This is a genomic window from Neorhizobium populisoli, from assembly GCF_019430945.1.
GTDB classification, from domain to species: domain Bacteria; phylum Pseudomonadota; class Alphaproteobacteria; order Rhizobiales; family Rhizobiaceae; genus Neorhizobium; species Neorhizobium populisoli.
In genome coordinates, this window is record NZ_JAHYCB010000008.1 from 134,305 (window position 1) to 157,768 (window position 23,464).

Annotated in this window: 24 protein-coding genes; 19 read left to right on the forward strand and 5 right to left on the reverse strand. The window is 60.8% G+C overall.

Translation table 11 applies throughout. The annotated features are described in order from the left end of the window. The first annotated feature begins 485 nt into the window (after nucleotides 1-485). Nucleotides 486-704: a circadian clock KaiB family protein gene (locus KX729_RS34585; RefSeq protein ID WP_376776049.1), complete on the forward strand. Its 219-nt coding sequence runs from the start codon at nucleotides 486-488 to the stop codon at nucleotides 702-704. A 73-nt stretch (nucleotides 705-777) separates the two neighbouring features. Here KX729_RS34585 and KX729_RS22790 read toward each other — a convergent pair whose 3' ends face one another. After that, nucleotides 778-1,410 carry a TetR/AcrR family transcriptional regulator gene (locus tag KX729_RS22790; protein WP_219744900.1) on the reverse strand — a complete coding sequence of 211 codons (633 nt, stop codon included), beginning with the start codon at nucleotides 1,408-1,410 and terminating at the stop codon, nucleotides 778-780. A 162-nt stretch (nucleotides 1,411-1,572) separates the two neighbouring features. Here KX729_RS22790 and KX729_RS22795 point away from each other — a divergent pair, with 162 nt between their 5' ends. The 11 genes from KX729_RS22795 (at nucleotide 1,573) to actP (ending at nucleotide 12,444) form a co-directional block, all read left to right on the forward strand. Beyond that, nucleotides 1,573-2,802 (forward strand): ABC transporter substrate-binding protein, encoded by a 1,230-nt coding sequence (locus tag KX729_RS22795; protein WP_246617777.1) that lies wholly within the window; start codon nucleotides 1,573-1,575, stop codon nucleotides 2,800-2,802. Nucleotides 2,803-2,837: 35 nt separating this feature from the next. After that, nucleotides 2,838-3,845 carry an amidohydrolase family protein gene (locus tag KX729_RS22800; RefSeq protein ID WP_219744784.1) on the forward strand — a complete coding sequence of 336 codons (1,008 nt, stop codon included), beginning with the start codon at nucleotides 2,838-2,840 and terminating at the stop codon, nucleotides 3,843-3,845. Continuing rightward, the gene (locus KX729_RS22805) at nucleotides 3,838-5,376 is read left to right on the forward strand and encodes an aldehyde dehydrogenase (protein ID WP_219744785.1); all 1,539 of its coding nucleotides are present in this window, start codon (nucleotides 3,838-3,840) and stop codon (nucleotides 5,374-5,376) included. The genes KX729_RS22800 and KX729_RS22805 overlap by 8 nt, the downstream gene beginning before the upstream one ends. A 46-nt stretch (nucleotides 5,377-5,422) precedes the next feature. Beyond that, entirely contained in the window at nucleotides 5,423-6,274 is an 852-nt protein-coding gene (locus tag KX729_RS22810) for a branched-chain amino acid ABC transporter permease (RefSeq protein WP_219744786.1), read from the forward strand. Beyond that, complete coding sequence (locus tag KX729_RS22815; RefSeq protein WP_219744787.1) at nucleotides 6,271-7,245, forward strand: branched-chain amino acid ABC transporter permease; 975 nt, start codon at nucleotides 6,271-6,273, stop codon at nucleotides 7,243-7,245. Before KX729_RS22810 ends, KX729_RS22815 begins: the two co-directional genes overlap by 4 nt. Further along, entirely contained in the window at nucleotides 7,245-7,982 is a 738-nt protein-coding gene (locus KX729_RS22820; RefSeq protein WP_219744788.1) for an ABC transporter ATP-binding protein, read from the forward strand. The genes KX729_RS22815 and KX729_RS22820 overlap by 1 nt, the downstream gene beginning before the upstream one ends. Beyond that, a complete protein-coding gene (locus KX729_RS22825) occupies nucleotides 7,972-8,694 on the forward strand; it encodes an ABC transporter ATP-binding protein (RefSeq protein WP_219744789.1) in 723 nt (240 codons plus the stop codon). The genes KX729_RS22820 and KX729_RS22825 overlap by 11 nt, the downstream gene beginning before the upstream one ends. 65 nt (nucleotides 8,695-8,759) lie before the next feature. Beyond that, nucleotides 8,760-9,986 carry an FAD binding domain-containing protein gene (locus KX729_RS22830; RefSeq protein WP_219744790.1) on the forward strand — a complete coding sequence of 409 codons (1,227 nt, stop codon included), beginning with the start codon at nucleotides 8,760-8,762 and terminating at the stop codon, nucleotides 9,984-9,986. A gap of 20 nt (nucleotides 9,987-10,006) precedes the next feature. Then, on the forward strand, nucleotides 10,007-10,414 hold the full coding sequence (locus tag KX729_RS22835) for a cupin domain-containing protein (protein WP_219744791.1): 408 nt from the start codon (nucleotides 10,007-10,009) through the stop codon (nucleotides 10,412-10,414). A gap of 66 nt (nucleotides 10,415-10,480) precedes the next feature. Further along, on the forward strand, nucleotides 10,481-10,801 hold the full coding sequence (locus tag KX729_RS22840) for a DUF485 domain-containing protein (protein WP_219744792.1): 321 nt from the start codon (nucleotides 10,481-10,483) through the stop codon (nucleotides 10,799-10,801). Then, nucleotides 10,798-12,444: a cation/acetate symporter ActP gene (gene actP / locus KX729_RS22845; protein WP_219744793.1), complete on the forward strand. Its 1,647-nt coding sequence runs from the start codon at nucleotides 10,798-10,800 to the stop codon at nucleotides 12,442-12,444. The genes KX729_RS22840 and actP overlap by 4 nt, the downstream gene beginning before the upstream one ends. 40 nt (nucleotides 12,445-12,484) lie before the next feature. On the opposite strand, the gene KX729_RS22850 is transcribed toward actP, so the two are convergent. Then, complete coding sequence (locus KX729_RS22850; protein WP_219744794.1) at nucleotides 12,485-13,588, reverse strand: NADH:flavin oxidoreductase/NADH oxidase; 1,104 nt, start codon at nucleotides 13,586-13,588, stop codon at nucleotides 12,485-12,487. Nucleotides 13,589-13,825: 237 nt separating this feature from the next. On the opposite strand from KX729_RS22850, the gene KX729_RS22855 reads away from it, so the two are divergent. From KX729_RS22855 to KX729_RS22870, 4 genes are all read left to right on the forward strand, one after another. Then, nucleotides 13,826-14,608, forward strand: a complete 783-nt coding sequence (locus KX729_RS22855) for an ABC transporter ATP-binding protein (protein WP_219744795.1) — start codon at nucleotides 13,826-13,828, stop codon at nucleotides 14,606-14,608. Further along, on the forward strand, nucleotides 14,605-15,435 hold the full coding sequence (locus KX729_RS22860; protein WP_219744796.1) for an ABC transporter permease: 831 nt from the start codon (nucleotides 14,605-14,607) through the stop codon (nucleotides 15,433-15,435). Before KX729_RS22855 ends, KX729_RS22860 begins: the two co-directional genes overlap by 4 nt. Nucleotides 15,436-15,457: 22 nt before the next feature. Further along, nucleotides 15,458-16,528 (forward strand): ABC transporter substrate-binding protein, encoded by a 1,071-nt coding sequence (locus tag KX729_RS22865; protein WP_219744797.1) that lies wholly within the window; start codon nucleotides 15,458-15,460, stop codon nucleotides 16,526-16,528. Between the two features lie 77 nt (nucleotides 16,529-16,605). Further along, nucleotides 16,606-17,292, forward strand: coding sequence for a VOC family protein (locus tag KX729_RS22870; protein ID WP_219744798.1), 687 nt, complete (start codon nucleotides 16,606-16,608; stop codon nucleotides 17,290-17,292). Between the two features lie 110 nt (nucleotides 17,293-17,402). On the opposite strand, the gene KX729_RS22875 is transcribed toward KX729_RS22870, so the two are convergent. Genes KX729_RS22875 through KX729_RS22885 form a run of 3 tightly spaced genes read right to left on the reverse strand, consistent with a single transcriptional unit; the run spans nucleotide 17,403 to nucleotide 20,276 of the window. Then, nucleotides 17,403-18,518, reverse strand: coding sequence for an FAD binding domain-containing protein (locus KX729_RS22875; RefSeq protein ID WP_219744799.1), 1,116 nt, complete (start codon nucleotides 18,516-18,518; stop codon nucleotides 17,403-17,405). Then, complete coding sequence (locus KX729_RS22880; RefSeq protein ID WP_219744800.1) at nucleotides 18,515-19,729, reverse strand: MFS transporter; 1,215 nt, start codon at nucleotides 19,727-19,729, stop codon at nucleotides 18,515-18,517. The genes KX729_RS22875 and KX729_RS22880 overlap by 4 nt, the downstream gene beginning before the upstream one ends. A 28-nt stretch (nucleotides 19,730-19,757) precedes the next feature. Next, the gene (locus KX729_RS22885; RefSeq protein WP_219744801.1) at nucleotides 19,758-20,276 is read right to left on the reverse strand and encodes a Dps family protein; all 519 of its coding nucleotides are present in this window, start codon (nucleotides 20,274-20,276) and stop codon (nucleotides 19,758-19,760) included. Nucleotides 20,277-20,760: 484 nt separating this feature from the next. Here KX729_RS22885 and KX729_RS22890 point away from each other — a divergent pair, with 484 nt between their 5' ends. The 3 genes from KX729_RS22890 to KX729_RS22900 all read left to right on the forward strand — a co-directional run bounded on the left by KX729_RS22890 (nucleotide 20,761) and on the right by KX729_RS22900 (nucleotide 23,445). Continuing rightward, nucleotides 20,761-22,347, forward strand: a complete 1,587-nt coding sequence (locus tag KX729_RS22890; protein WP_219744802.1) for a PAS domain-containing sensor histidine kinase — start codon at nucleotides 20,761-20,763, stop codon at nucleotides 22,345-22,347. Then, nucleotides 22,340-23,005: a response regulator transcription factor gene (locus tag KX729_RS22895; RefSeq protein ID WP_219744803.1), complete on the forward strand. Its 666-nt coding sequence runs from the start codon at nucleotides 22,340-22,342 to the stop codon at nucleotides 23,003-23,005. Before KX729_RS22890 ends, KX729_RS22895 begins: the two co-directional genes overlap by 8 nt. A gap of 68 nt (nucleotides 23,006-23,073) precedes the next feature. Further along, complete coding sequence (locus tag KX729_RS22900) at nucleotides 23,074-23,445, forward strand: response regulator transcription factor (RefSeq protein ID WP_219744902.1); 372 nt, start codon at nucleotides 23,074-23,076, stop codon at nucleotides 23,443-23,445. The last annotated feature ends 19 nt before the right edge of the window (nucleotides 23,446-23,464 follow it).

Genomic DNA, 23,464 nt, shown 5'->3' on the forward strand with positions numbered 1-23,464 from the left:
CGATAAGTTCCAGGGACGTTGTTCTCATGGTTGAACAGCCCGAGATCATGTGAATGACGTGCCGAGATCCGGCATGCCCGAGGACGAAGGCTTGATTATGGACCTCGTCCTGGGCCATTTCGAGGTTGATTATCGAGAGCGCCGCGCGTGATTGTCGCCTCCGTGCGAGCCTTCAAGCACCTTCACGAAATATCTGACCGGGGGACATTCGTGGAACATTCGACATCAAAGCGCACTAGCGCGCAGTCGTGTTGGAGAAGCTACGTGAATGCTGATCGCAAGTATTCAGTCGAAGATCCTCGAAGGTTTAGCGAGATGCCTGTCCATGATCGCCGGATTCTTTCAATTGTGGGGACACTGAAGGTTGACTCGGACGCCTTCATGACGGTCTATCGGATCTCCGGCGCCCCTGGAACGCCGGTTGCCGACACGACACTTCCAAATTGAAGGTAGGGAACTCTGTGGTCCAGAAACTGACGCTCTATGTGAACGGCGCCTCTCTCCGCGCCGAGATTGCTGCGAAAAACGTCCAGCGGGCCTCTAGCGAGTACGCTCCCGGCGAATTCGAGATAGAGGTGATTGACGTCAGAGCCCAGCCGCAGGCCGTTAGGGATCACAACCTGGTTGCGCTCCCTGCTCTGCTTGGCAACTTCCCACCGCCGGTACGAAAGATCGTCGGTTTTCTTAGACCTCGATCAAATTAAGGCCTACCTGCGCAGCGTGCCCGGAAGCTGACGGCTCGCTCTGGATGGTGAGGTACCGCTCGGACCCGTAGGGTTATCTGCCTGACAGGATTGCCGGAGCGCCCTCCAGAAAGAGCCGAAGCTCCAAGTCCACGATGGAACCGATGTTTTCGACAGGCATGCTGTAGATGAACTTGCGCACACCGAGATAGAAGATCGCGGCGTGCAGTCCCCACACGGCCTCAATCTCCATCGCTGTGATCGGCGACACATCCGCGGGCTTCAGAGAATGCTCGACCCTGAGTTCGCTGATGATCAGACCGAAAACCCGGTGCCGCAGAAGGTCGAGGTAGCGCGTGTTGAAATCGAGCCCCTTGAGGCCGGAGAACATGAACAGCCGCACCCATTCGTAAGTCAGAATCGCCTTCGAATAGTCCTGATAGAAGTCGGATAGGCGATCGCGCAGCGGCTTTTTCCTGTCGACCAACAGTTCCTCCCAGAAGGGATTCCAGCGGCGCAGGAAGACCTCCTGGTAGACCCGCTCGACAAGAGCATCCTTCGTCGGGAAGTAGCGGTAGAGCAGAGGCTGAGTGATCCCCAGACGCTTCGCCAGCTCTCTCGTCTGACCCTCGAAGCCGAATTCCGCGAAGAATTTCACTGCCTCACGGACTATCTCCTGCTCCCGATCATCGGGCGACATCCGTTTCCTTGTCTCTGCCGTTTTCATGCGGTCCCCCTGCGCCAATTGCCGTTAATTTATCAACATGTTGGTCGCGTGGCAAACTCAACCTGTTGCATTGTCGGGAAAAAAATTGAGAAACCGGGCTTGACCTCGTCAACAAACTTACGCAGTTTATCAATCGATAAATAGCACGTCTGGGAGGAACACATGCTTAATCGACGTCAGGTCTTGGCAGGCGCGGCAGCTCTGGCCGGAACTCAGTTCGCAATGCCAGCATTTGCTCAAAATGCACCCATCCGCATCGGGATGCTCAGCGTCAAGTCCGGCGCACTTGCAACCGGTGGACGGCAGATGGAGGATGGCTTCCAACTCTTTCTGAAGGAACGCGGAAATACCATCGCGGGGAGACCCGTCGAATTCATTGTCGCTGACACTGGCGGACAGCCCGCTCTTGCAAAGACCCGGGCGCAGGAACTCGTGCAGCGCTCGAACGTGCACATGATCGTCGGCCCGGTCGCGGCCTTCGAGGCTCTTGCAATCAACGACTACCTCGCGGAGGCGCAGGTTCCGTTCATCTGCTCGTCGGCCGCCGCGGAAGACCTCACCCAACGCAAGCTCAATCCGTGGTTCGTCCGGACATCATCGACGTCCGCGCAGCCCTGCCATCCGCTCGGCGAATATGCGGCAAAGGAGCTCGGCTACAAGAAGGTTATTACGATCGCCGATGATTTCGCCTTTGGCCAGGAGCAGACCGCCGGGTTCCAGCGTGTGTTTGAGGCGAACGGGGGCTCGATCGCCAACAAGCTCTGGGCGCCTCTCAACGCTGCGGACTATGGATCATACATCTCGCAGATCTCGGGGGTCGATGCGGTGTTTGCGGCCTTCTCGGGTGCCAACGGTCTCCGCTTCCTCCGCCAGTACAACGAGTATGGGCTGAAGGGCCAGATCCCGGTAATCTCAGCCATGACCACGGTCGACGAGGGCGTTCTTCACACGATGGGAGACGAGGCACTGGGCATCATCTCCGCGGGCTGGTATTCGGCGGGCCTGGATACGCCACACAACAACAGCTTCGTCGAGCAGCTCAGGAAGGTGACAGGCGTCGACCCCGGCTTCTATTCCGTCGGCGCCTATTCGGCTGGTCTCGCCCTGGAGGCGGCGCTCAAAACGGTCGGCGGTAAGGCAGAAGACAAGCAGGGGCTCATCACTGCGCTGAAGAAGGCCGAGGTCGTGAACGATCCCCGTGGTCCGTGGAAGTTCGACCGGTACGGCAACCCGGTCGAGAATATCTACATCCGGAAGGTCGAGCGCAAGGGCGACCGTCTCGTCAACACCGTCATCAAGACCTATGACCAGGTCTCCCAGTTCTGGACATATCCGCCTGAACGTTTTCTCGCGGAACCGGTCTACTCGCGAAGCAATCCCACCAAGATCTGACCTCCGGCCACATCATCGAGAAGGAAGAACGTCGCATGATAGTCGACGCGCACAATCACATCATTCCGCAAGGCATCGTGTCCCTGTTCGAGTTAGATCCCGAGGCATTCGGAGTCCGCGTGGAGAAAGCCGAGGGCGTCACGCGTCTCGTCCACCGCGAAGGATTCGCTTATCCGCTGTTTCCGGAATTCGCTGATCCTCAGGTCAAGATCGGCAAGCTGGATGAAAAAGGATTCGATGCAGCGATCATTTCGCCGTCGCCGACTCTTTTCTTCTACCGCGAGCCGGGGGAGAAGAACGCTGAGTTCGTCCGAAACCTCAACAAGGAAGTGGCGGCGTTCGTCGCCTCATCCCCACGTCGTCTCATTGGCATGGGCACGCTGCCGATGCAGTCGCCCGATGCATCTCTTGCCGAGCTGGACTACCTCGTGAACACGCTTGGGATCCGGGCGGTGATGATTGGGACGCATATCGACGGCGTTCAGCTTGCCGCTCCAGAGTTTCGTCCGGTGCTGCGGAAGGCCGCCGATCTTGGCGTGTTCATCCTGACGCATCCCTATTACTTCGGTGCCAAACCGGGACTCGAACCCTACTACCTCACGAACCTGATCGGCAATCCGCTCGATACGACCGTAATGGCGGCGCATCTCATCTTCGGGGGCGTGATGGAGGAAATCCCACATCTCAAGATCTGCCTTTCCCACGGCGGCGGGTTCGCTCCCTACCAGATCGGTCGACTGGTCCACGGCCAGAATGTCCGCAAGGAAGCGCAGACGACAAAGATCTCGCCGAAGGACCTCCTCAAGCGCTTCTACTTCGACACCATCACCCACGACCCTGAAGCCCTCCGCTTCCTCGTTTCACTTGTCGGTGCCGATCACGTGCTTCTCGGCACTGACATTCCGTTCGACATGGCGGACTTGGCTCCGCTCGAGACACTTCGGGCCGCTGGGATCGGGGATGCCGAGCTCGAACTCATATCCGGAAAAAACGCAATCGACCTGGTAGGCGCGCCCGCCGTAAAAGGACTTCTCAATGTCTGACGCTACCCTTCGCAATTCAGTCGGCCATGGCGTCTCCGCCACGCCCCGCGGGCTGTTCATCGACGGCAGGATCGTTGCCGCAGGTCCACGTGATCTGATGGAAATCCGCTCTCCGGGCACAGGCGAGGTCATCGAGTCCGTGCTGCTCTGCTCGGCGGAGGACGTCGACGCTGCCGTGCAGAGTGCGGCGCGGGCTTTCCGCTCCCCCGACTGGGCGGGTCTCTCAGCGCGCACCCGCGCCCGGCTCGTGAACAAGCTGGCTGATGTCATGGAGGCACATCTCGAGGAACTTTACGAACTCGAGACGTTGAACAACGGCCGACCTATCCGCGAAACCCGTGCCCAGCTTGCCCGCGTGCCCGATCTGTTTCGATACAATGCAGGCCTCGCGCTCGCCAAGCGTGACGATGTCATCCCGGTCGAGGGGGACTATCTCACCTACACGAAGCGGCTGCCCGTCGGTGTCGTCGCCAACGTCACGCCTTTCAATCATCCGCTTCTCATCGCCTGCCGCAATCTCGCGCCGACCTTTGCGTCCGGATGCACGACCGTGGTCAAGCCGTCGGAATACACGCCGTTGACGACATTACGCTTGGCGGAGCTGTTCTCCGAGGCTGGCCTGCCACCGGGTGTCTTCAACGTGGTGACCGGAAACGGCGCCGTGACTGGCAAGGCGCTTTCGAGCCACCCGGGCATCCGGAAGCTGGTTCTGACTGGCGGCACGGAGGCCGGACGACTGGCTGGAGCGGCAGCAGCATCCAACTTCGCTCGCCAGACACTCGAACTCGGTGGCAAGACCCCCGTCGTCGTCTTCGAGGACTTTAACGTCGATCAGGCCGTGAACTACGCCGCGTTCGGAGCCTTCGTCGGCGCCGGCCAGACCTGCGTCTGCGCGGCCCGTCACATCGTCCAGCGTCCTGTCTACGACGAATTCGTGGAGAAGCTGGCGAGGAAGGCGGCCGCCATCCGGATCGGCGACCCATTCGACGGGGAGACACAGATGGGGCCTGTCATATCCGAACGCCAGCGCCAGCGCGTGCTGGACTACGTTGAGATCGGCAAGAGCGAGGGCGCGCGCCTGGTCGCGGGAGGAGGCATTCCCGAGAAGCTCTCGAACGGCGGATACTTCGTCGAGCCGACCGTCTTCGCGGACGTCGACGCGGGCATGCGCATCGCCCAGGAGGAGGTCTTCGGTCCCTTCACGGTCGTCATTCCTTTCGACACCGAAGAGGACGCGGTCCGGATCGCAAACGACAGCCCCTACGGCCTGGCTGCGGCCGTGCGCACCCGTGACGTCGCCCGTGCTCATCGTGTCGCCGGCAGCATCGAGGCGGGGATCGTCTGGATCAACGATCATCACCGTGTCGACGCCGCGTCTCCGTGGGGTGGGTTCAAGCTCTCTGGCATCGGACGGGAGTTCGGCAAGGAGGCCTTCGGAGCATATTTCGATGTGAAGGCGGTCATGCTCAACGTCGGCGACCGTCCCTTCGACTGGTACGACATGGGTGCCGCAGACGTCCGGCTCAACTGAGCCGGGCGATCCCGACCAACTCATTCGAAATGGAGGAGGCATTTCAATGTTCTGGATCACCGGGCTTTTCAACAGCCTTGCATTCGCGGCGGTACTTTTCTTGCTTGCGGCAGGTTTTTCGCTGATCTTCGGCCTGATGAGGGTTGCCAACCTGACGCATGGCGCTTTCTTCATGCTTGGTGGCTATCTCGCCACCTCCGCCATCGGCGCTGGCTTCTGGGTTGCCGTCCTGGCCGCGGGAGTTGGATGCGCGCTGCTAGGTGGGCTCGTCCAGCACCTTCTGGTGCAGCGGCTCGCTGGCCGCGAACTGGCCCAGGTTCTAGGAACCCTGGGCCTCTCGTTCATCGTCGCCGATCAATGCCTTCTGATCTGGTCCGGGGATCCAATCCCGCTGGCGGCCCCAGGTTTTCTGCAGGGAGCAGCAAGGTTGGGCGTGTTCGCATTTCCCCTCTACCGCCTGTTTCTGATCGTGGTCGCGGCCCTCATCGCAATCTCGCTATGGCTCGTCGTCGAGCGCACGACGCTCGGGGCGAAGATCCGTGCGGCGGTCGATGACCGGGAGATGGCCCGGGCGACGGGCATCCCGGTGTCGCGGCTTTTCACCGTGGTGTTCTGCCTCGGTTCGGCTCTTGCAGGGATCGGTGGAGCGCTCGCGGCTCCGATCCTGTCGGTATACCCTGGTCTGGACACCGAAATGCTGCCGCTTGCGCTTCTCGTCGTCATCCTTGGAGGTATTGGCAGCCTTGCTGGTGCACTCATCGGGAGCGTCCTGATCGGCATCATTTACATTTTCGGACAGATCCTCCTGCCGGATCTTTCCTACGTGATCCTATTCCTTCCGATGGTCGTCGTGCTTGCGGTCCGTCCCGAAGGCCTGCTCGGGAGGCAAGCAGCATGAAGTCCGCCGTATTATTCTTTCTCACGGCAATTGCCTGCATTCTGCCGTTCCTTCTGCCAGGGAATTTCTATCTCGGGATTGCGACCCAGATCCTGGTCTACGGGCTGTTCGCCGTCAGCGTGAACATCCTTGCCGGCTACGGTGGCATGGTGTCTCTTGGCCATGCCGGGTTTCTCGGCGTTGCCGCCTATACCTACGCAGTGACATCCGGCACCTACGGGTTTTCCCCATGGACCGCGGTCGGCGCGGCACTTGTGATCGGGACGGCTACGGCCGCTGTGTTTGGTCTGATCGCGCTCAGGACGAGTGGGCTCAGTTTCCTGATGATCACCCTCGCGCTTGGGCAGATCGTGTGGGGTGTGGCATTCCGTTACACCGACCTAACCAACGGCGACAACGGGATCAGCCTCGGACGCGGCACCGTGATCTCGTCCGACCCTCTTACGCTCTACTACGTCTGCCTGGCGGTGCTCGCCTGCGTGATGATCCTTCTCGCGGCCTTTATCCGCTCGCCGCTCGGCGCGGCCGTCAAGGGAGTGCGGGACCAGCCACGGCGGATGAGCACGCTCGGTTACAACACTTGGACGATCCGTTACATCGCCTACATCGTCTCCGGTTTCGTCGCGACGGTCTCCGGCATCCTCTACGTCCAGATATTCCAGTTCATAAGCCCGCATGCGTTGTCGCTGACCGTATCCTCTGAAGCGGTTCTGATGGTCATCGCCGGAGGCATAGGCACCTTGTTCGGACCTCTGTTCGGGGCGGGCGTCGTCGTTCTTCTAAAAAACGTCGCAAGCGCCTACACCGACCGCTGGCCGACCCTTCTCGGATGCATCTTCCTTTTCATCATCATCGCAATGCCCGAAGGGCTGCTTCCGGGTACGCGACGAATACTGGCAGGTCTTGCGAGCGCACTCCGAAAGGGGGCTCCGCGAACTGCCTCCCTTCAGCAGAATCCGAGGGCACGCTGATGTCGGCACTGGAACTACACAATCTCAGCAAGAGCTTCGGCGGCCTTCATGTCATCAGTGACGTTTCCTTCAAGGTGATGGAGGGCGAACGGCGTCTCATACTCGGACCAAACGGCGCCGGAAAGACTACCCTCTTCAATCTGATCGCCGGAGATTTGGCGCCGAGCCGGGGGACGATCTCGCTGGCGGGGGAGGACGTGTCCGAACTCCCGACTAGCAGGCGCGCGGCGAGGGGGATCGGTAGGACCTTCCAGATCCTGACGCTCTTCGGAGGCGAGACAGTCCTTCGCAACGTGGTACTCGCCAGCCTTGGCCGTACCTCGAAGAGGTGGAGGCCTCTTGGCTCGCTTGATGCGGATCAGGAATTCCGCGCATCGGCGATGGAAATCCTGCGGACGGTAATGCTGGATCATATCGCCGAGAAGTGCGTCAGTGAAACCTCGTACGGTGAGAGACGGCGGCTGGAGATCGCAATGGCGCTCGCCCAGCAGCCGCGGCTGCTCCTGCTCGATGAACCGCTCGCGGGACTGTCGAAAGAGGAGCGGAAGGGAGTCGAAGGATTGCTCAACGGTCTCCCGCGTTCACTGACCATCATCATGATCGAACATGACATGGACGTCGCGCTCGCTTTTGCCGATCGCATCGCCCTTCTCCAGAACGGCAAGCTTCTCGTCGACGGAAGTCGAGACGATGTGATCGCCGACCCGCGCACCAAGGAGGCCTATCTTGCAGAATAGCCACGCGCTGACCCTCAATGCGGTGAATAGCTTCTACGGCGACAGCCACATACTGCGGGACGTCTCCTTCAGTGTCACCGCCGGACGCGTGCTTGCGCTGCTTGGCCGAAATGGCGCAGGCAAGACAACCTGCATGAACACGATCGCCGGACTGATGAAGCCGCGCAGCGGACACGTGTCGGTGTTCGGCCGCAGCATCGAGGGATTTTCCCCGGAAGCCATCTGCCAAGCGGGCGTTGCACTGGTCCCTCAGGGCCGCCGGATCTTCAAGAGCCTCAGCGTCACGGAAAACCTGGTGGTGGCGCGGAGACGTCCGGCACCTACCGGAAGGGTGGTTTGGGACAACGAGGACATCTTCAAGCTCTTCCCGAGGCTGCAGGAACGCCGATCGCATCCTGCAGGCCGACTCTCCGGAGGGGAGCAGCAGATGCTTGCGATCGGGCGGGCGCTGATGACCAATCCGACGGTGCTTCTGATGGACGAGCCGACCGAGGGTCTTGCTCCGCAGATAGTCGCGGAGGTCGGCCGCATCATCGGACAGCTACGGGAGTCAGGCCTGTCGATCGTGCTCGTGGAGCAGCATACCAACTTCGCGCTCCGGATCGCTGATGACGTGGTGATCATCAGCACTGGCGAGATCGTCGCGCATGGCAGCGCGGCCGAAGTCATCCACGACAGTTCGCTCCTGAACAACCATCTCGGCGTTCATTGAATGCCGATCGAGTTCCGCTGCCCGAACACGACGGCGGCGCCCTCATCCTGAATGGAGGATATGAAATGAAAGAGACTGGCCACGCATTAATCATCGGCGGCTCGATGGGCGGGCTCTTCGCCGCCCGTCTGCTGCTCAGCAAAGGATGGACCGTCGATGTCTACGAGCGGATATCCTCGGAACTTGCCGGACGAGGCGCTGGGATCGTCACCCATCCTGAGCTTTTCGACATCCTCGACGCCTGTGGCATCGACAGCGGGAATGCGAAGGTCGGAGTAAGCGTCGAGGGCCGCCGCGTCTTCGACCACAACGGTGAGATCATCGGCGAGAAAGCACACCCACAGATCCTGACATCCTGGGGACGGCTCTATGCCATCCTGAAGGAGGGCCTGCCGGAGGGCTGTTATCACCATGGCTACAACCTTCGGAACGTCGAGGTCGTGGCCGACGGCGTAGTGGCACGCTTCGATGACGGCAGCGAGGCGAGGGGCGACCTTCTGGTTGCCGCGGATGGCATCTTCTCTGCAGTGCGCGCGCAGTACATGCCGGAGGTGATGCCGAACTACGTGGGATATGTCGCCTGGCGGGGGCTGGTCGATGAAGCCGACCTCTCCTCCGATACCCGGAGCGCTCTGTGCGATCATTTCGCATTCTCGCTTCCGAGCGGAGAACAGATGCTTGGATATCCAGTGGCAGGCGCGGATGAATCCATCGAACCCGGCCACCGCCGCTTCAATTTCGTCTGGTATAGGCCTGCGGCTCAGGACGGCGGTTTGAAGGAACTTCTGACTGACGTCGACGGGGTGACGCATGCCCTTTCCATCCCTCCGAACAAGATCCGTCCTGCTGTCATCGATGACATGCGCGACGCCGCAAAGGAGCTGCTCTCGCCGCAGTTCGCGGAGGTCGTCGCGAAGGCCGCCCAGCCGTTCCTCCAGGCTATTCAGGATCTCGAGACACCCCGGATGGCCATCGATGGGCGCATCGCCCTGCTCGGGGACGCCGCGTTTGTCGCCAGACCCCATGTCGGCATGGGAGTCACGAAAGCCGCAGCGGATGCCTTCGCACTTGCTGAGGCTATGGCTGCCGGACCTGATGTAGCCTCCTCACTCGAGGAGTTCGAGCGCCGGCGCCTTTCCTACGGGCATGCGGTCATCAGCAGGGCACGGCACCTGGGAGCCTACATGCAGGCGCAGATCCTGACCGAAGAAGAGCGGGCGATGGCCGAGCGTCACCGGCATCCTGAAGCGATCATGAGTGAAACCGCCGTGTCGACCGGTATCGCGGCCTGAACATCAGAAAGGAACAATCCATGGGAATTCACGTAATCGATAGCTGGCCGGAGCCACCGGAAGGTCTTAGCGCGGAACTGGCGGATGAGTTCAACCGGAACGCCGGAAACGGCAGGGTGGGGAGCGCGCTCGTCTCGGAGACCGACCGGGTGCGTGTCTGGTCGCTCACATTGAAGCCATCCGAGCGCATCGGCTTCCACACCCACGTTCTCGACTACTTCTGGACCGCGGTGACCGGAGGAAGGGCGCGATCGAACTACGGGGACGGTCGCGTCGCGGAGGTGTCCTACAAGCCTGGCGATACGCAACATCACCACTATGCGCCGGGTGAGTTCATGACGCATGATCTGCAGAATATCGGTGACACCGATCTCACGTTCACTACCGTGGAATTCAAGGATAGCGCGAACGCTCCCTTGAACATCTAGGGTTTCCAATAGTCGGAGCGGCTGCCCGGCGCCGTTTCCGGCAACCTGGTCTGGAGGACAGAACACATGGATGCACAAATCAGGGCCGGGGATCTGGAGCAGATCCGCAACCGGCCCCTGTTCCGTCGAATTAGTTTCGAGAGGAACTGCCTCGGAGCAGTGCTGGCGATGGTGATGGCCGCCCTCTACTTCACGTTCATCTGCATCGTCGCCTTTTCTCCGGCGACCCTTGCGTCGCCCGTCGCCGCCGGCTCGTCGATCAGCATCGGCGTGATCGCCGGCGTCTCCCTCATGGTCACGGGGCTGGGGCTGACCGCAGTCTACGCCCTCTATGCAAGCGTGCGCCTCGACAAGCTGGCGTCCGCGCTCCGCAAGGAACTCCCATGAAACTCAAGACAGCATCAGCGGGCGCGCTCGCACTCGTCGTTTCCGGCTCCAGCGCGCGGGCGGACGCGCTGACGGGGGAGGTGGCGCGGCAGGCCCTCAATCCGCTCGCGATAGGCATGTTCCTCATATTCGTGATCGCCAGCCTCGGCGTCACGGTCTGGGCCGCGAGGCGAGGCACGCGGACGGCGAGCGACTACTACGCCGCAGGAGGCGGCCTCTCCGGAGTGCAGAACGGTCTGGCGATCGCCGGCGACTACACCTCGGCCGCGACCTTCCTCGGTGTCACGGCACTGGTATACGGATCCGGATACGACGGGATGATCTACGCGATCGGATTCCTGGTCGGGTTCCCAATGATCCTGTTCCTGATCGCGGAGCCCCTCCGCAATCTAGGCCGTTACACGTTCGCTGACCTCGCCGCATACCGCCTGTCTGAGCGGCCGATCAGGACGGTCGCGGGCGTGAACACGCTGGTCATTGTCCTCTTCTATCTGATCGCCCAGATGGTCGGCGCGGGAAAGCTCATCGAGCTTCTCTTCGGTCTGCCGTACTGGTTGGCTGTCGTCCTCGTCGGCGTCCTGATGATGCTCTATGTGACTTTCGGCGGAATGCTGGCGACGACGTGGGTGCAGATCACGAAGGCGGTCCTGCTGCTTGCGGGGACCGTGCTGATGTCGGTGATGATCCTCGCGCATTTCGGGTTCAGCCTGAACGGCCTCTTCGCGTCCGCCGTTGCCGTCCATCCCAAGGGGATCGCTATCATGGCTCCCGGCGGACTGGTCAAGGATCCGATCTCCGCTCTTTCTCTTGGCGTGGCGCTGATTTTCGGGACAGCCGGGCTCCCACATATCCTGATGCGGTTCTTCACCGTTTCGGACGCGGTCCAGGCTCGCGTCTCGGTTCTCGTCGCCACATGTTTCATAACGGCGTTCTATTCGCTGCTCTTCGTTCTCGGGTTCGGTGCGATCGCACTTGTATCCGGTGACGCCCATTATCTCGATGCGGCAGGCAAGATCATCGGCGGCGCGAACATGGTGGCGATCCACCTCGCGGACAAGTTGGGGGGATCCGTCCTGATGGGGTTTATCTCGGCGGTAGCCTTCGCAACCATTCTTGCTGTCGTATCCGGGCTCACGATGGCGGGAGCTTCCGCTGCAGGACACGACCTGTACGCCCGGGCGATCCGCAAAGGGCGCGCCACCGAGGCCGAGGAGATACGGATGTCGAAGCTGTCTGCCGTGGTGATCAGCGCGCTGGCGATCATCCTCGGGATCCTGTTCGAAAACCAGAACATCGCCTTCATGGTCGGGCTTGTGTTCGCCATTGCGGCGAGCGCGAACTTCCCGGTTATCTTCCTTTCCGTCACGTGGCGAGGTCTCACCACGAGGGGCGCGGTGCTGGGATCCCTCGCGGGCCTTCTGAGCGCGCTCGGCCTGGTCTTGCTCAGTCCCGCCGTATGGTCTGGAACCATGGGATTCGGGGCTGCCATCTTCCCCTACGACAATCCGGCGCTCTTCTCCGTCCCGCTGGCCTTCGCAGTCACCTTCCTCTTCTCCGTCTCCGACCGGAGTAGACGCGGTGCGGTTGCACGCAAAGGATTCGACGCCCAGTACGTTACTGCCCATACCGGGATCAGGTCCTGACCGCAGAGGCCTCGGGCATTTCCGAGGCCTCTAGGGCACGTCAAGCGCCTCCGAAGAGAGCGGGAAATTCGCGCGGCTGGCAGCGGAGGTACTGCGGAGCGGCCTTCACGCTCTCCCCGAAATGCGCAGCGGCATGCCACGGCCACCGGGGATCGTAGAGTACGGCGCGGGCGATCGCGATCATGTCAGCGTCGCCCGCGCGTAGGATCGCTTCCGCCTGATCGAAGTGAGTGATGAGGCCTACCGCGACCACCGGCATGGGTGTCGCCGCTTTCACGGCACGAGCGAACGGCACCTGATAGCTCGGCCCGACCGGGATCTTCTGCTCGGCGGCTAGGCCTCCGGTGGAGACGTGGATGCCGTCACACCCCTTCGTTTCGAGCGCCTGAGCGAATGCAATCGTCTCATCAAGCGACCACCCGCCATCGACCCAGTCCGTTGCCGATACGCGCATGGTCACGGGGCCGTTGGAGAACGTTTCCCGCACGACGTCGAAGATCTCCAACGGAAAACGCATCCTGTTCTCCAGTGACCCGCCGTACTCGTCGTTGCGATGGTTGGAAAGCGGGGACAGGAATTGATGCAGCAGGTATCCGTGCGCGCCGTGGATCTGCACTGCAGCCAGTCCGAGCCGGGCAGCCCGTCGGGCGGCGTCGCCGAACGCCTCACGCAACCGTTTCAGGTCGTCCTTGTCGATGGCGCGTGGAGGTATGTATGACGGTTGGAAGGGCACCGCGCTCGGGGCGATCGTCGGCCATCCGTTTTCGTCATCTGGGATGATCTGGCCTCCGCCGTTCCATGGAACGTCAGTCGACGCCTTTCGTCCCGCGTGCCCGAGCTGGATCCCGATCGCCATGTCGGAAAACTTGCTGATCGCCTCAAGGGTCCGCCCAATCGCAGCCTCGCACCCATCCGAATAGAGGCCGACGTCTCCATATGAGATGCGCCCCTCGGGCGAGACCGCAGTGGCTTCGATGGTGAGGAACCCAGCTCCGGAATTCGCCAGGGTTCCGAGATGGACGAGATGCCAATCTGTCATCATGCCGTCGCTAGCCGAATACTGACACATGGGAGCGATGACGATCCGGTTGGGGATGGTTAGTCGACCCACCGAGGCAGGCGTGAAGAGCTTCGTGCCAGTCATGGCGTCTCCATTTCAGGTGTTCGAGGTTGCTAGGTGTTGGAATGCCGCGTTCATTTCAGGGTTTTCCGCAGTCAGGATGTGCCTGAATTCACTGCGCTTTGCGGATGATGACAAGGTACAGACAAAAACGAGTATTGTCATTCTATTTATCAAGTGATAACTAATTTTACGCCAACGGGCCTTGTCCCGGTGCGCTATCGAAAAGCCCGTGCACTGCGGATACAGAAGGCTTTCAAGGTGGAACAAGAAGCGTCATTCATCGAGATCAAGAAAGCGTCTAAGAAGTTTGTGACGAGATCAGGAGATCAGGTCGTCGCCCTAACGGACGTTAATTTATCAATAGATAAGGGTAGGTTCATCACCCTTGTTGGACCTAGCGGCTGCGGCAAGAGCACCCTGCTCAGAATGGTCGGGGGGCTCATCCGTAGATCCAGTGGAAGCGTGTCGATCGGCGGCAAGGAGATCGAGGCTCCGACTTCGGGCATCGGTATGGTCTTCCAGTCGCCAGTGCTCCTGCCTTGGCGGACAGTCCGTCAGAATGTCACCGTGGCGGCGGATATCGGCGGGGCCGACCGCAGACAGGTTGAGGACCGCGCAACCAAGTTCTTGGACATGGTCGGCCTGAACGGCTTCGAGGACAAGTACCCGAGCGAGCTCTCCGGCGGCATGCAGCAGCGTGTCGGCATCACCCGCGCGCTGGTGCACGATCCCGAGGTTCTGCTCATGGATGAGCCCTTCGCCGCTCTGGACGCGATGACCAAGGACAAGCTCCAGGTCGAACTGCAGACGCTATGGATGGCCAGCCGGAAGACCGTGATCTTCGTCACGCACAGCATCCAGGAAGCCGTCTTCCTCGCCGACCGTGTGATCGTCCTCGCGCCCAGACCCGGCCGTGTGGTTGATGACATCACGATCGACCTTCCCCGACCGCGGACTCTCGAGATGATCAACTCCAAGGAGTTCGGCGACTACGCAAGCGCAGTGCGCAGGCATTTCGAGAAGGAGGACCTTGTCCAATGAGCGAGATCATTTCCACTTCGGTACATAGCAGGGTGAAGTCTCCGCCACGCTTCCGTTTGCCGACCCCGGACGCCGTGACTCTCGCATCGGTGATAGTCCTTGTCATGTTCCTGTCGGCCTGGGAGTGGGTGCTGATACCGCTTCTGAATATCAGCCCGGCACTGCTGCCGAAGCCCAGCGCCATAGCCGCCGCCCTCTGGTCGGGATTGTTCGTCGGCGACCTCAGCACCGACATATGGATCACGTTGCAGGAAGTGATTGCGGGCTACGTCCTCGGCTCGGCGATAGGCTTCGTTCTGGCCATTCCAGTCGCGGGCTCCCGCACGGCGGAAAGGATCCTCTACCCCTACATCGTCGCACTTCAGGCGATTCCCAAAGTCGCCATCGCCCCACTGTTCGTCGTGTGGTTCGGCTTCGGCATGACCTCCAAGGTGGTGATCGTAGCGCTCATCACGTTCTTCCCGGTCTTCGTCAACGCAGTCATCGGGCTAAGAGCGACACCCGCCGAGCACGACGAGCTGTTCGATGTCTACAACGCATCGGCATGGCGCCGCTTCCGTTATCTCAGGCTGCCGAATTCGGCTCCCTACATATTCGGCGGGCTCAACGTCGGTGTGACCCTGAGCGTGATCGGCGCGATCGTCGCAGAGTTCGTCGGTGCTCAGGAAGGCATCGGCTCGGCGATCATCCGGGCAGGATTCGCCCTGGACACCGCAGGCGTCTTCGCCGCCATCACCGTACTGACATTCATCGCCGCGACAGCCAGCGCCGCGATCCAGGCCATCGGCCGCAAACTCGTCTTCTGGATGGAAAATCCGAAGGGCTAACCTAAACAAAAGGGAACACGTCATGAAGAATGCTTCGAAGGCGGCAACAATCGTTGCCGCGATCGCTACAGCCATGCCTATCGCATCCGGAAGCGCGAACGCCCTGGAACCCGTGAAGATCATCCACGGCAATCCCGTCATGATTACCGCTGTCTTCGAGCTCTATGTCCCTCTCGCGCTCGGCTGGTGGAAGGACGACGGTTACGACGTGCAGGTCGTCTACTCCCAGGGTTCGGCTGCAGCGGTTCAGAGCATCATCGGCGGCAGCGGCACGATCGGTATGATGAACACGACTCCGTGGCTTGCAGCCGACGCGAAGGGTCTGACCGACATCCGGATGCTGGCGACGATGCGGAACACTTCCTGGCGTATCCTGACGATGGCCGACAAGGGCATCACGAAGGCTGCGGATCTCAAGGGTAAGACGGTAGGCCTCGCGGTCGCCGGCTCCGGTGGAGCGATGTACCTCAATAGCATGCTGGCAACGCATGGCATCAATCCCCAGCGCGAGGTCCGTCAGGCCGTGATCGGTCTCGGAGCGCAATCCTATGAGGCGTTGAAGTCGGGTGCCGTCGACGCAAGCCTTACTTTCATGTCCGAGATCGCCAATTTCAAAGCTTTGGGCAACAACGCATCATATTTTTATGACGATCAGTGGATGCAGTTCCCCGACTACGGCCTTGTTGCGACCAACGACACTCTCAAGTCGAAGCCCGAGCTGGTCGAGGCTCTGGCGAGAGGGATCGCCAAGGCGCAAGTCTTCGCTGAGGCGAACCCTGAATGCGTTGCGAAGATCTATCGCAGGAACTACGGGGCTAACCGAACCACGACACTGGGCCAGGATACCGAAATCGAGAAATCGAACGTGGAGGAAGCGAAGCTCGCGTTCGACAAGGCAGGTGGCGAGCTGCGAGCCAAGGTCTCGGTCGACGGTCTGGACAAGCTTCAGGCGTTTCTCCTGGAGAACAAGCTCATTCCGCAGACAATCGATCCCAAAAAGCTCGTGCCAGACGACCAGGCCTTCTTCCAGAAGATCAATAGCTTCGACCATGCGGCAGTCATCGCTCAGGCAAAGGCGTGCTCAGGCTTCTGAGCGGCCCGCAAAAGCCATCCTCAAGCGCGAACGAATCCAGACCGTCCGCCGTTTTCAATTCAGATAGGAAATTCGCAATGATTCACATTGATCACGTCTGCCTCGGAGTCCGCAATTTCTTCGAGGGCGCTCAGCGCTTGCGGGAAGAGACTGGCCTCGGCTGCTATGAAGGCGGCTGGTTTCCGAAGCTCGGGCTCGCCAACAAGATCTTTCCCACGGGCAACGACACTTACATCGAGGTTGAAAGCGTTGTTGACGTATTCGAATACGAAAAGGGCAACGCCTCCGCTCGATTTTTCAAGGAGAAGTGCCAGGAGGGAGACGTGTTCATCGGCTGGTGCGCCCGGGTCGACACCCGAGATGAGCTGGAGCAGATCGCCAAGCGGCTCGGCACCGACGTCATCGAAAGCACTCTGCGCACCCGTCCCGACGGTACGATGGGAGTCGCGATCCGAGCTCCGGAGACCATCCCGAGCTGGGGTGCGGGCCTTCCGAACTTCTTCCTCGTCAGCGACATTACGAAGCATCCATCACGCGTAGCCCCTCAGTTCGGCACCCGAACCGCAACCGGTATCAGTTGGCTTGAGCTGGGCGGCTCGGAAGAGGAGATGAGCGACTACCTGGGCGTTCACGCCCGTTCTCTGAATCTCCGCTTCAATGGTGGCGCACATGGTCTGCATGCGATGGGGGTCTCCAGCGATGATGGCGAAATCGTCATCCGGCGCAACGTGATCAGCGGCACGACAGGCAAGCCAGCCATTTAAGGCATGCGCCGCAGCGGCTGGCGCGATACGACAGCGCCAGCCGCAAACAACGTCCACCGACGAACCTTTCCGAAACCCGTCCTGCCCTGATGAGCTTTTCGGTTGAAATCCTAGAGGGCGGTCGCGCCCAGCCGTCGCCCATATTCAACGGTATTTCTACCAACCCCGATCCTTGCGGCTTCGAAGTCATGCAGGGCAACCCGGACCTCTTCCGCTCTGGCCAGGCAACCAACCAGTGCCACTACGTCCGCCGCAGCCTTCGAAACTCCCATAGCCGTATGTGGTCGCGCGACGAACGCGGCGTCTCCAATCAATGCGACAGATCCGCCGATCATTCTCGACGCTGCGTAGTCAAAGATGCCCTGGATCGAGGGAGTTGGTTCCGCCTCGACGGCGAGGGCGAATTGCGGCGGCAGGAGATCGCGGGCATCCCGACGGAACGCGTCACGCCTTTCGAGGGTCAGGCCACCACGTCGAAGCGAGTATTTCGATTCATGTCCGTGTTCGTCGGTCATGGTTTGACCAAGAACCTTGAGCTCTGTCGGGCGGTACCAGACCCAGTTGTATCTGCGGTGGCCGACCATGGTCTCGCCCCGTGAGCCGGGGACGAGGTAGCCGAGAATGTGAACTCCGGTGGTAACGTAGAAGGCGAATCGGTCGAGCAGGATGGATGCGCCGTCGGGGAGATGCTTTTCGGGAATCAGTCCGCGCCACGCGACGTAGCCCGCAAACAGGTTGGCGTGATCCGTCCGGTTGACCGTGGCTCGCACGACAGAGCCTACACCGTCGGCTCCTACAACGAGATCGACTGATTGCTTGGTATCATCGCGAAACACGATCTCCGCGCCATTTTCGCCGTCAGCGACGTCCACCACTTCCCGGTCGAGCCTGAAAGCGCTGGGAGCGAGGTGCGACATGACTCTGTCATAGAGGTAATCCCATGAGATCTGCGTCTGGGGCATCCGCATGCGCTGGAGGATGCTTCCGTCCCGATCGAAATAGATCCGCTCCTTCGCGACCACTCCCGTCTCCGCCGCATCCTCGGCTCCGATCACGCGGAGGAGGTCGAAGAGCTCCTGCTGGGGGACGAGGCCCGCGCCTCGCCCTCCCAGTCCGTGCGCCGAGCGCTCGTAGATTGCAACCTCATGCCCCGCCCGCTGAAGAAGGATCCCCGCGAACAGCCCTGCAAGGGAGCCTCCGACGATTCCGATCCTGAGTTTTCTCATGACGGGCTCCTCTCGACGGGCGCGGGGGAGGCTGCCCGGTGATGGGCGGCTTTTATCGCCACTGCGATGACCCCTAGCGACGCGCCGAGAATGCTGACTCCGGGCCAGCCAGCCTGGCTCCAGGCTGCGGTCGCCAGCGCCGATCCGGCTGCGCCACCCAGGAACATTCCGGTCATGAAGATCGTGTTGATGCGGCTGCGGGCGTTCGGATCGAGTGCGTAGATGATGTGCTGATTCGAGATCAGCGCTCCCTGGATTCCGAAATCAAGAACGATCACACCGAGGACCAGGGCGACCAGCGACGGCCAGAACCCGAAGAGCATCCAGGCTGCGACGGTCAGCAGCCCGCCTAGCCAGACCACGAAATGCGGTCCTCTACGGTCGGCTATCCGACCTGCGAGCGGAGCGGCGAAGATGCCTACCGCGCCGACGACGCCGAACAGTCCGGCAATGTCCGCACCAAGATTGTACTGCGGGCCTTGAAGGTACAGCGCCAGGATGGTCCAGAAGACGGTGAACGAAGCAAACAGGAACGCCTGGATGAAGGTCGCCGCCCTAAGCGTGCGCTCACGCTTCCACAGTCCTGCAAGCGAGGCGATGGCATGGTGGTAGGGCAGACGCGCAGTGGGCTCGTGATGAGGCAGCTTCCAAGCCATGAGTGCCATCGCGAATAGCGCCAGTGGAACCCCTATCCAGAACATTTCCCGCCACCCGGCATGCTCGCCGACGAAACCTGAAAGCGTCCGGCTGAAGAGGATGCCGGACAGGACACCCGCCATAACCGTACCGATCGTCGCGCCTCGTCTTTCCGGCGGCGCGAGAGATGCGGCGAACGGAACGATCTGCTGTGCGACCGTGGAACTTGCGCCCACGATCAGCGAGGCGGCGATCAGGAGTGCTGGCGTCGGAGCGACCGCGGCAAGAGCAAGTGAGCCCGCGAGGATGATGAACTGGCCGATGATCAGCCAGCGCCGATTGACCAGGTCTCCGAGCGGGAGCAGCAGGAACAGTCCGACCGCATACCCGAGCTGGGTGGCGGTCGGAACCATGCCGACGACATGATCGCCCGGAAATTCCGCTTCGATGATCCCGAGCATCGGCTGGTTGTAGTAGATGTTCGCGACCGCGATGCCGGCGGCCACAGCCATGGCGACAAGCCCCATCTGGCTCATTGGCCTTGGGCCCGCGACTTCTTCACTGATGGTGGTCATGATTGCACCTTCCGAAAACTGGTAGCTTCTATGCGGCGTTGCGGGTCGTTTCGAAGAGAAACCATGCACGGCGCTCCGCCTCGTCGATCCAGACCTCCAGGAGGCTAGTCGTGGCCACGTCGTTGTATTCCGCACACAGTTCGTGCGTCTGCCGCATGAAGGAGGCGAAGCGCTGGTTGTCGTCTTTCAGCTCGGCCAGCATGTCGCCGGGGGTGACGAAGTCCGCGTCGTTGTCGAGGATGCGCTGTAGCTTTCCGATCTGCCAGATCGAATGCAACGTGGTGCCGCCGATCTTGCGGGCGCGCTCGGCAATCGGATCCGTCATTGCGAAGATCTGGTCGCCCTGCTCATCGAGCATGAGATGGTAGTCGCGGAAATTCGGTCCGCTCATATGCCAGTGGAAATTCTTTGTTTTCAGGTAGAGCGCGAAGGCGTCCGCAAGTAGGGTCGTTAGAGCGGCCGATATTTCCGTAACTGCGTGTGCCTGAAAGTCCGAGGGTGTTGTCAGGGGTGCCTTGCAGCGTTCTTTGACGGCGATGCGGTCCATGATCTCTCTCCTAAAGCTGGAATGTTGACGCTTGCCGCGGATCCCCGATCGTGACCCGATCGGGCTTCTGGCGGCTGAGCTGAAGCTAGGCCCGGCCAGGATCAAACGAAATTCAATGCTGGTGTAAGGATGCCTATACTTATGGGTAGGCTGCGCCGACCTTCGCCTCTTGGGGAGCCGATCAATACCTTCGTATGGTTCCGTCGATAGCGGCTGCCGCCTATCTTCAGATCGTCTCTCGGAAATGATTTCCGCGCGGAGACTGGACCGCAACGAATGCCGTCCATGGACTTCGGCGCTCACCCCAGTGCCGAAGTCCCGTGGCGCGAGCGCCACCTGTCATCGTGTGATTTCGAAGACTTTGGAAAGGCGCGGCTACCTTGCAGCAGAAAGACCAGACCTTTGTATAGGTCCTTCAACACTTCCTATGGACTATTCTGGATCTACTGACAAAATGCGTTCGCACGAAACGCAAGGGATCTGGATGAGAATCAACAACTTGACCGTTCCGGCGATAGCCACGCGTGCGCCCGCGCCGCGCCTGGCGGCCCGGCTGGCCGCATCGATCCTCGCGGCGACCGTGTTCTATGTCGACACGTTTACCTCGATCGAAAGTGCCATCGCGGTCCTGTATGTGATCGTTCTCTTGCTCGCGGCGGAAACTCTAGGGCGCAAGGGCATCTGCGCCGTCACCCTCTCCTGCGCCGCCCTGGCGGTGATCTCCTATTTTCCGGCTCACGGCTTCAGCCCGGACTTCCCCTCACTGCTGCGCTTGGCGGTGTCGCTGTCAGCGCTGCTCATCACCTGCTCGCTGATCCTTCGGAACGATCGTGCCAGGAGCGATCTGATCGCATCCAACGCTGCCCTTAAAGACAGCGAAAGCCGCTACCGCTCTATATTCGAACAGAGCCGCGTTGCGCTCTGGGAGCGCGACTATTCTCAGGTGAGATACTTCCTCATGGATCTGAAAGCGAAGGGGGTAGTCGATCTTCGGGACTATGCGAAGACCCATCCCGACGTGATTTCGGACTGCATAGCACTTATCAGGACTGTTGCCGCGAATGCGGCTGCCCGCGACTTGCTCGGGGATATCGGAGAGATAGCTCCTGACGGCTCTATGCGGAGTTATCTCGCACCCAACGAGGTGACATTCCTCGAACTGATGGTCGCGATCTTCAACCAAGAAGGCTCGTTCGAAGGCAAGGGGAACCTGATGGCGGCGGACGGGCAGACGAAACTTGTTCTGCTGAGCATGACGCTGCCCGACGATCCGTCGAGATTCGATAGGGTCGTGGTCGGGATGGTGGACATAACCGAACGCGAGATGACACAGAAGGCGCTCCTCGAGGCTCAGGCAGATCTCACGCGCGCCTCCCGCGCAGCAACGGTCGGAGCGCTTTCGGCGTCGCTTGCTCACGAACTCAACCAACCGCTCGGGGCGCTGGTCGTGAACGCACAGACGGCGCTGCGCTGGATCGATCGAGACCCTCCCGATCTTGCCGCGATCCGCAGATCCGCGGAGCGGATGATCCGCGACAGCAAGCGGGCAAGCGACATTATCCGGAATACCCGTTCGATGCTTTCGCACGAAATCCAGAATCCCGAGGAAGTCGCCCTACCGGAGCTGATTGCGGAGACCCGGGCGCTGATGGATCACGATCTCGGCAGGGAGGACGTGACGGTCGACGTCACATATGGCCCCGGGGCAAGAACCGTGGCCGCAGTTAGGATCGAGCTGCAGCAGGTCCTGATCAACCTCATGTCGAATGCGATTCAGGTCATGGCAGAGACGAACGTCGCTCGTCGGCGGATATTGATCGAATCGGAGCGACGGTCTGACGGCTCAACGGTACTGTCGGTCAGAGACTTTGGTCCGGGCATAGCCGAGGACGCCGCGGCCCGACTGTTCGAGCCATTCTTCACGACCAAGGCGACCGGCATGGGGATGGGCCTGTCGATCTGCAAGAGCATGATGGAGGCGCGGGGCGGCGACCTCTTGGCACGCAACCATCCGGACGGGGGCGCAGTGTTTGAGATAACGATTCCGATAAGCGAGAAAGCTGATGACTGAAGTCATTACCAGGAGCACGGCGAGGCAGGTTGCCGCAGGACCGATAGTCTACATTCTCGACGACGATGAATCCATGCGTGAGGCGCTCACCGACCTGCTGCAATCGATGCAGATCGCGAGCATCGCCTTCGAGACGACGCAGGCGTTCCTGGAATCGTTCGACCGCGACCGACCGGGTTGCATTCTCCTCGATGTGAGGCTGCCCGGGATGAGTGGACTGGACTTCCAGGGCCACCTCGACCGGATCGGAAGCCACATGCCCATCATCTTCATGACGGGTTTCGGTGACATCCCGATGTCCGTCCGTGCAATGAAGGCGGGGGCGGTCGACTTCCTGACGAAGCCGTTCCGGGATCAGGACCTTCTTGATGCCGTGACGGTCGCCCTCGACCGAGATGCTAAACGGCGCCGGGAGAACGCGGCTTCCGACGCTGTTGCTTCCCTTGCGGCGACACTCACACCGAGAGAGCGCGAGGTGATGGCGGCAGTCGTAGAAGGCCTTATGAACAAGCAGATCGCGTTCAATCTGGGGATCAGCGAGATCACCGTGAAACTTCACCGGGGCAACGTCATGCGCAAGATGGACGCGCGCTCCGTGGCCGATCTGGTGCGCAAGTCCGAGCTGCTTGAAGCGTCGGCATCCCGACCTACACCATAGTCTGGTATCGAGCCGGGTCCGACAGGAGCATAAAAGAGGGGATGATAATAACAGAACAGGCCGTCCCCGTGTCTCAAGTATCCACCGTCGCTATCATCGACGACGACCAGGCCATGCGCGAAGCGCTGGATGACATGGTCAAGTCATGCGGTTACGAGAGCCGCCTTTTCTCCTCGGCCGAAGAGTTCCTGGCGCTGGAGGAGCGGAGCGAGGTCGACTGCATGCTTCTGGACGTGAAGATGCCGGGCATTTCAGGACTCGAGCTTCAGACCTTGCTAAATGCGGATCCGCCCAGGCCGCCGATCATCTTCATGACTTCGTACCACGACGAGCGAACGCGGTCCGCTGCAATGGATGGCGGAGCCCTTGCGTTCCTGGGAAAGCCCGTCGAATTCGAATGTCTCATCGCCGCGATGGAGAGCGCCCTCAGCAGGAGCTAGGAGCCTTTCGGCGAAGTGG

Coding starts and splice junctions, on each gene's coding strand:
- KX729_RS22890 (WP_219744802.1), top strand. CDS start 20,761: ATGAGAATCAACAACTTGACCGTTCCGGCGATAGCCACGCGTGCGCCC.
- KX729_RS22880 (WP_219744800.1), bottom strand. CDS start 19,729: ATGACCACCATCAGTGAAGAAGTCGCGGGCCCAAGGCCAATGAGCCAG.
- KX729_RS22850 (WP_219744794.1), bottom strand. CDS start 13,588: ATGACTGGCACGAAGCTCTTCACGCCTGCCTCGGTGGGTCGACTAACC.
- KX729_RS22870 (WP_219744798.1), top strand. CDS start 16,606: ATGATTCACATTGATCACGTCTGCCTCGGAGTCCGCAATTTCTTCGAG.
- KX729_RS22865 (WP_219744797.1), top strand. CDS start 15,458: ATGAAGAATGCTTCGAAGGCGGCAACAATCGTTGCCGCGATCGCTACA.
- KX729_RS22840 (WP_219744792.1), top strand. CDS start 10,481: ATGGATGCACAAATCAGGGCCGGGGATCTGGAGCAGATCCGCAACCGG.
- actP (WP_219744793.1), top strand. CDS start 10,798: ATGAAACTCAAGACAGCATCAGCGGGCGCGCTCGCACTCGTCGTTTCC.
- KX729_RS22810 (WP_219744786.1), top strand. CDS start 5,423: ATGTTCTGGATCACCGGGCTTTTCAACAGCCTTGCATTCGCGGCGGTA.
- KX729_RS22830 (WP_219744790.1), top strand. CDS start 8,760: ATGAAAGAGACTGGCCACGCATTAATCATCGGCGGCTCGATGGGCGGG.
- KX729_RS22885 (WP_219744801.1), bottom strand. CDS start 20,276: ATGGACCGCATCGCCGTCAAAGAACGCTGCAAGGCACCCCTGACAACA.
- KX729_RS22895 (WP_219744803.1), top strand. CDS start 22,340: ATGACTGAAGTCATTACCAGGAGCACGGCGAGGCAGGTTGCCGCAGGA.
- KX729_RS22875 (WP_219744799.1), bottom strand. CDS start 18,518: ATGAGAAAACTCAGGATCGGAATCGTCGGAGGCTCCCTTGCAGGGCTG.
- KX729_RS22835 (WP_219744791.1), top strand. CDS start 10,007: ATGGGAATTCACGTAATCGATAGCTGGCCGGAGCCACCGGAAGGTCTT.
- KX729_RS22795 (WP_246617777.1), top strand. CDS start 1,573: ATGCTTAATCGACGTCAGGTCTTGGCAGGCGCGGCAGCTCTGGCCGGA.
- KX729_RS22860 (WP_219744796.1), top strand. CDS start 14,605: ATGAGCGAGATCATTTCCACTTCGGTACATAGCAGGGTGAAGTCTCCG.
- KX729_RS22790 (WP_219744900.1), bottom strand. CDS start 1,410: ATGAAAACGGCAGAGACAAGGAAACGGATGTCGCCCGATGATCGGGAG.
- KX729_RS22815 (WP_219744787.1), top strand. CDS start 6,271: ATGAAGTCCGCCGTATTATTCTTTCTCACGGCAATTGCCTGCATTCTG.
- KX729_RS22800 (WP_219744784.1), top strand. CDS start 2,838: ATGATAGTCGACGCGCACAATCACATCATTCCGCAAGGCATCGTGTCC.
- KX729_RS22805 (WP_219744785.1), top strand. CDS start 3,838: ATGTCTGACGCTACCCTTCGCAATTCAGTCGGCCATGGCGTCTCCGCC.
- KX729_RS22820 (WP_219744788.1), top strand. CDS start 7,245: ATGTCGGCACTGGAACTACACAATCTCAGCAAGAGCTTCGGCGGCCTT.